The organism is Mesorhizobium sp. M7D.F.Ca.US.004.03.1.1 (genome assembly GCF_003998635.1).
GTDB classification, from domain to species: Bacteria; Pseudomonadota; Alphaproteobacteria; order Rhizobiales; family Rhizobiaceae; genus Mesorhizobium; species Mesorhizobium loti.
Genome location: NZ_RZQG01000529.1, coordinates 1 through 4,239, shown reverse-complemented (window position 1 = coordinate 4,239; position 4,239 = coordinate 1). Strand labels below are relative to the sequence as shown.

At 58.7% G+C, this 4,239-nt stretch carries 3 protein-coding genes; all 3 read left to right on the top strand.

Annotation, left to right across the window (positions count from 1 at the left end):
* Positions 1-516: zinc-binding dehydrogenase (locus EN935_RS24630; RefSeq protein WP_164771313.1), on the top strand; the 516-nt coding region annotated here is incomplete at its 5' end.
* A gap of 452 nt (positions 517-968) precedes the next feature.
* The gene (locus EN935_RS24625; RefSeq protein ID WP_245468593.1) at positions 969-2,450 is read left to right on the top strand and encodes an aspartate aminotransferase family protein; all 1,482 of its coding nucleotides are present in this window, start codon (positions 969-971) and stop codon (positions 2,448-2,450) included.
* 36 nt (positions 2,451-2,486) lie between these two features.
* Positions 2,487-4,046: a glycosyltransferase family 39 protein gene (locus tag EN935_RS24620; protein WP_127262226.1), complete on the top strand. Its 1,560-nt coding sequence runs from the start codon at positions 2,487-2,489 to the stop codon at positions 4,044-4,046.
* Positions 4,047-4,239: the final 193 nt, after the last annotated feature.

The following is a 4,239-nucleotide window of genomic DNA, read 5'->3' as shown; positions in this document are numbered from 1 at the left end:
GTGCGCAAGGACGCTCTGCCCCGCCTTCAGGCGGGGCAGAGCGTCCTTGCGCACGGCGCGGCCGGCGCAGTCGGTTCGATGGTGACGCAACTCGCACGTGAGGCCGGCGCCTACGTCATCGGCACCGGACGCGCCGCCGACCGTCAGAAGGCTCTCGACTTTGGCGCGAACGAGTTCGTCGACCTCGATAACGACGCCCTGGAAGACGTCGGCAACGTCGATCTGGTGTTCGATGTCATCGGCGGCAACATACAGAAGCGGTCCGCAGGCCTGATTCGAGCCGGCGGAACACTGGTGACCGTCGTCGGGCCGCCCGACGCGCGGCCCGCCAATGGCCTGGCGGTCGACTTCGTTGTCGAGTCCGATCGTGCTCAACTAACTGAGATCGTCCAGCGGGTGCGGGACGGACGACTGCGGACGAACATCAGCAACATCTCGACCCTCGACGATGCCGTTTCCGCCTTCAACCCGACCAAGCGACGTTCGGGGAAGACGATCATCCGCGTTCGTCAGTAAGCGACACGCGCCTATCGATGCACGCGGCCGGCCGGCGCTGTCCAGCTGTCCAGATCGGCCGGCTGCGTCCTATCAGACGCGCCGGTGGCAACTTGGGAAACTACCCATGGCCCTGGCGCGGCTCTACGACCGAGATAAGGCGCAATGCGGTCGTTCACGTCGCGCCGTGCGTGAGTCAGCTCGGAGTCAAAAGTTGACGTTCAACCGGCGGACACCTTGTACCAAGTGGCCACCGGCCCGCAAATCCCGGCTGCTACTCCGTCTCCGGTTTCCCCTTCAGCTGCGCCCGTGCGTCGCGGATCGAGGCGCCAATGAGGGCCAACGATCTTTGGCGGGCGATCATGGCCGCCGGCTCTATAAAGCCAGATCTATATAATTCGTTAAATAGCCGAGCGCTTCTGCTCATGGTAATATTCTAAATTGCCGGATGCTTGGGAGTATGAAAATTGAATATGATCCGTGTTGCGGAGGCGCAAAATAGTCCCGAAATCAACAATGAAAGATCATTGCTTTCCCTTGAACAGAGCTTTGACCTCGACAATAATTCGGCAAATAGACTCTATTCCGAACATTTGAATAAATATATGCTTCAGCTCTTCGATATCCTTGGACTGAAGGATATGGATATGAAGGGCGCGCGGGGAGTCGAGATCTGGCTGAATGATGGCCGTACGCTCCTCGACTTTTCCGCGGGTCTCGGCGTGCTGGGCCTCGGGCACAACCATCCGCGCATTATTGAGGCGGAGCGCAAATGCCATGAGCGCAAGATCGTCGACTGCATCAAGGTCGCGCCGCACAAATTGCAGGGCGCGCTTGCGTATAACCTGTCGCGATTCCTGCCGGCGCCATTAGCCGTCTCATTTCTCGCAGTCTCAGGCGCCGAAGCGAATGAGGCAGCAATGAAGCTGAGCGAGCGCGTGCAGACTCCCAAAGGCAAGAAGAAATTCCTCTGCATGCAGGGCGCGTTTCACGGCAAAACCCACGGGGCGCTCTCCCTAACGACCGCGACCGACGTGCAATCGGGATTCCTTTTGGGCGTGCCGAAGGAAAACGTCATTTATGCCAGGTATGGCGACATCGGTTCACTGCGAGAGGCGATCAGCGCAGAGACGGATGGCAGCGGCGGCAATTCTATTATTGCCGCGATCGTCGAGACAATTCGGGGTACCTCCTGCGAAATCCCTCCCGCTGGTTATTTGACCGAATTCGTTCAGCATTGCCGGGACAACGATATCCTGTCCATCTTCGACGAGGTAAAGGTCGGCATGGGGCGAAGCGGCAGGTTCTGCGCTTTCCAGCATGAGGCTGCCGTTCCCGACATCGTGACGCTTGCCAAGACCCTCGGCGGCGGCAAACGGGAGGTGGCTGCCATGGTCACCTCGCAAGTTTTGTTCGATCGGGCTTACGGCAACAAACAGGATTGCAATCTGCACAGTTCCAGCTTCAGCGGACTTGGCGAAAGCTGCGCCGTCGCGATTGAGACGCTTAATATCCTGCAAGACGAGCGGTTAATCGAAAACGCCGAGAGGATGGGTGACTACCTGTCCAAGGGCCTTCAGCGGCTGAAAACAAAGCACCCGAAACACGTTCTCGATGTGCGCGGACGCGGAATGTTTCAGGCGATCCGTTTGAACTTTCATCAAGGCCTGGCGGAAAAGCTGGTGGACATCGATAGAAATCCGCTGTTCCAGACCTATCAGACGGTGTTGATCGGCGCTCTTGTCCGCGAGCTCTACGACCGGCACGACATTCTGGTGCATTTCCAGCCGGGCGCGCGGGACATCCTGCATTTCATGCCGCCCTTTGTTGTGCGGGAAAAGCAAATCGACAAGCTCATCGCGGCGCTGGACGACATTCTTTCCCGAGGACTGGGCGATGCGACTGTTCGCTTCGTAGCGAAAAACATAAAGCGCGTCTTCAAGGGCATCGCCTGAAGGCGGCGCGCAGAGTCTGCGATGGGGGCTTAGACCATGGATGGTTACATCCTCAATTCGACCGAGAGCCGCTGGACATCAGGTATCGGTCTTGGGAGTCGGCTCTATTGGGCCGGCGTGGCTTTCTTTTCGCTGGCTTCGCTTGTTCTATTTCTGATCAACACACGCTACGGCATCGGAATATATCCCGACAGCTTGCGCTATATGGGGATCAGCGAGCGGCCCTACGATGCACCGCTCTATGCATGGCTGCTGACAGGAGTTTCCGCGACCGGGGTCGACCTGCCAGTCGGAGCAAAAGCAATCGGTCTATTCTTCGTCTGTGCGAACACGATCCTGATCTGGCATCTGCTGGTGCGGGCTAGCGGCAAATACATCTATGCCGCCGCTGGGACCGCGATCATCACGCTTGCCCCTCAGTTCGTGACGCTTCATTCCCTTGCGATGTCAGAACCGCCGTTCCTGTTTTTCCTCCTGGTCACCGTGCTTGCGCTGCTACGCTATTTCGAGACCGACGACAGGACATGGCTGAAGGCAAGCGCCGTCCTGCTCGGTCTTACGACGCTCGTGCGCTTCACCGCGCCGCCGCTTGGCGCAGCGATCGCTGTATGCCTTCTTCTCAATCCTCGACACACATTGTCCCGCCGCTTCGTCGACGCCACTATTTTCGCGGTGGTGAGCACGGCGATCTTCCTCTGCTGGGTGGTGATGAGTGAGGTCATCGCCGACCGTTCCATTGGTCGCGCACTCTGGTTTTACGGCAATATGGGGGCCAGCGAGTGGCTGAAAAGCCTTGGGGCGATGACGGCATGGCTGCTGCCCGACGAGGTGCCTTTCTCAGCCCGCGTTTTGTTGCTTAGCGCATTTGCTGCCGCCGCCGCCTACCTGACTTTCCGTCAGGCCCGTGTAACGCTGCTGCACGCGGGACAGGCCAAGGCGAGCGATGCTCTGCTGCCCACCCTTTTCGGACTGTTTTTCTTCTTTTACCTGGGTTTCATGGTTCTTTCGACTTCGGTTGAAGCGAATCTGTCTTTGAGTGGCCGCTACGCCTTTCCGGTCTACGTGACCACCGTTCTGATGCTCACCATCGTTCTAGCCCATGTTGACGACGCCAAGGGGATGGTGAAGCTGCTCCATTACGGGCTTGTCTGCTTCGCCGTTCTGGTGTTCGGCGGCCACGCGATCCGCACGGCCGTGCGATCGTCCGAGGCGTATCGTTCGGGGGTCGGCTATGCCAGCCGCGAATGGGCGAACTCCCCGACAATGCAGGCGCTGCGACAACTGCCGGCGGATGCATCGATCTACAGCAATGGGGCCGACGTCATCGCCTATGTGCTGAGACGAGAATCCCATTCCCTTCCGGAACGCATACAGTTGCGAACGGGCCGCGACAACCCAGCCAATCCGTACGAGAGACAGCTGCAAACGCTGCGCGACAGTCTGACCAAAGAGCATTCCTATGTTGCGATCTTCGACGCCATCGACTGGCGTTTCTATCTCGTCAGCGAAGCCGAACTGAAACAGCATCTTTCGCTCGTCACCGTCGCAACCGAGGCAGATGGCCGTATCTACGTGATGCCCAAAACGACCAAGTGACACTCGTGTCGCAGGCACCGAAAACCGGAGGGCAAACCCATGTACGCAGACGGATGTAAACCAGCTGCCGCGATCTCACCGCCCCGGGCAAGCCTTAAGGAATATCTGGCAATTGCCCGCTTCGACCATGCGACCAAGCACGTCTTCATCCTGCCAGGGGTAATCGTCGCCTATGCCTTGCGTGAACCGCCGC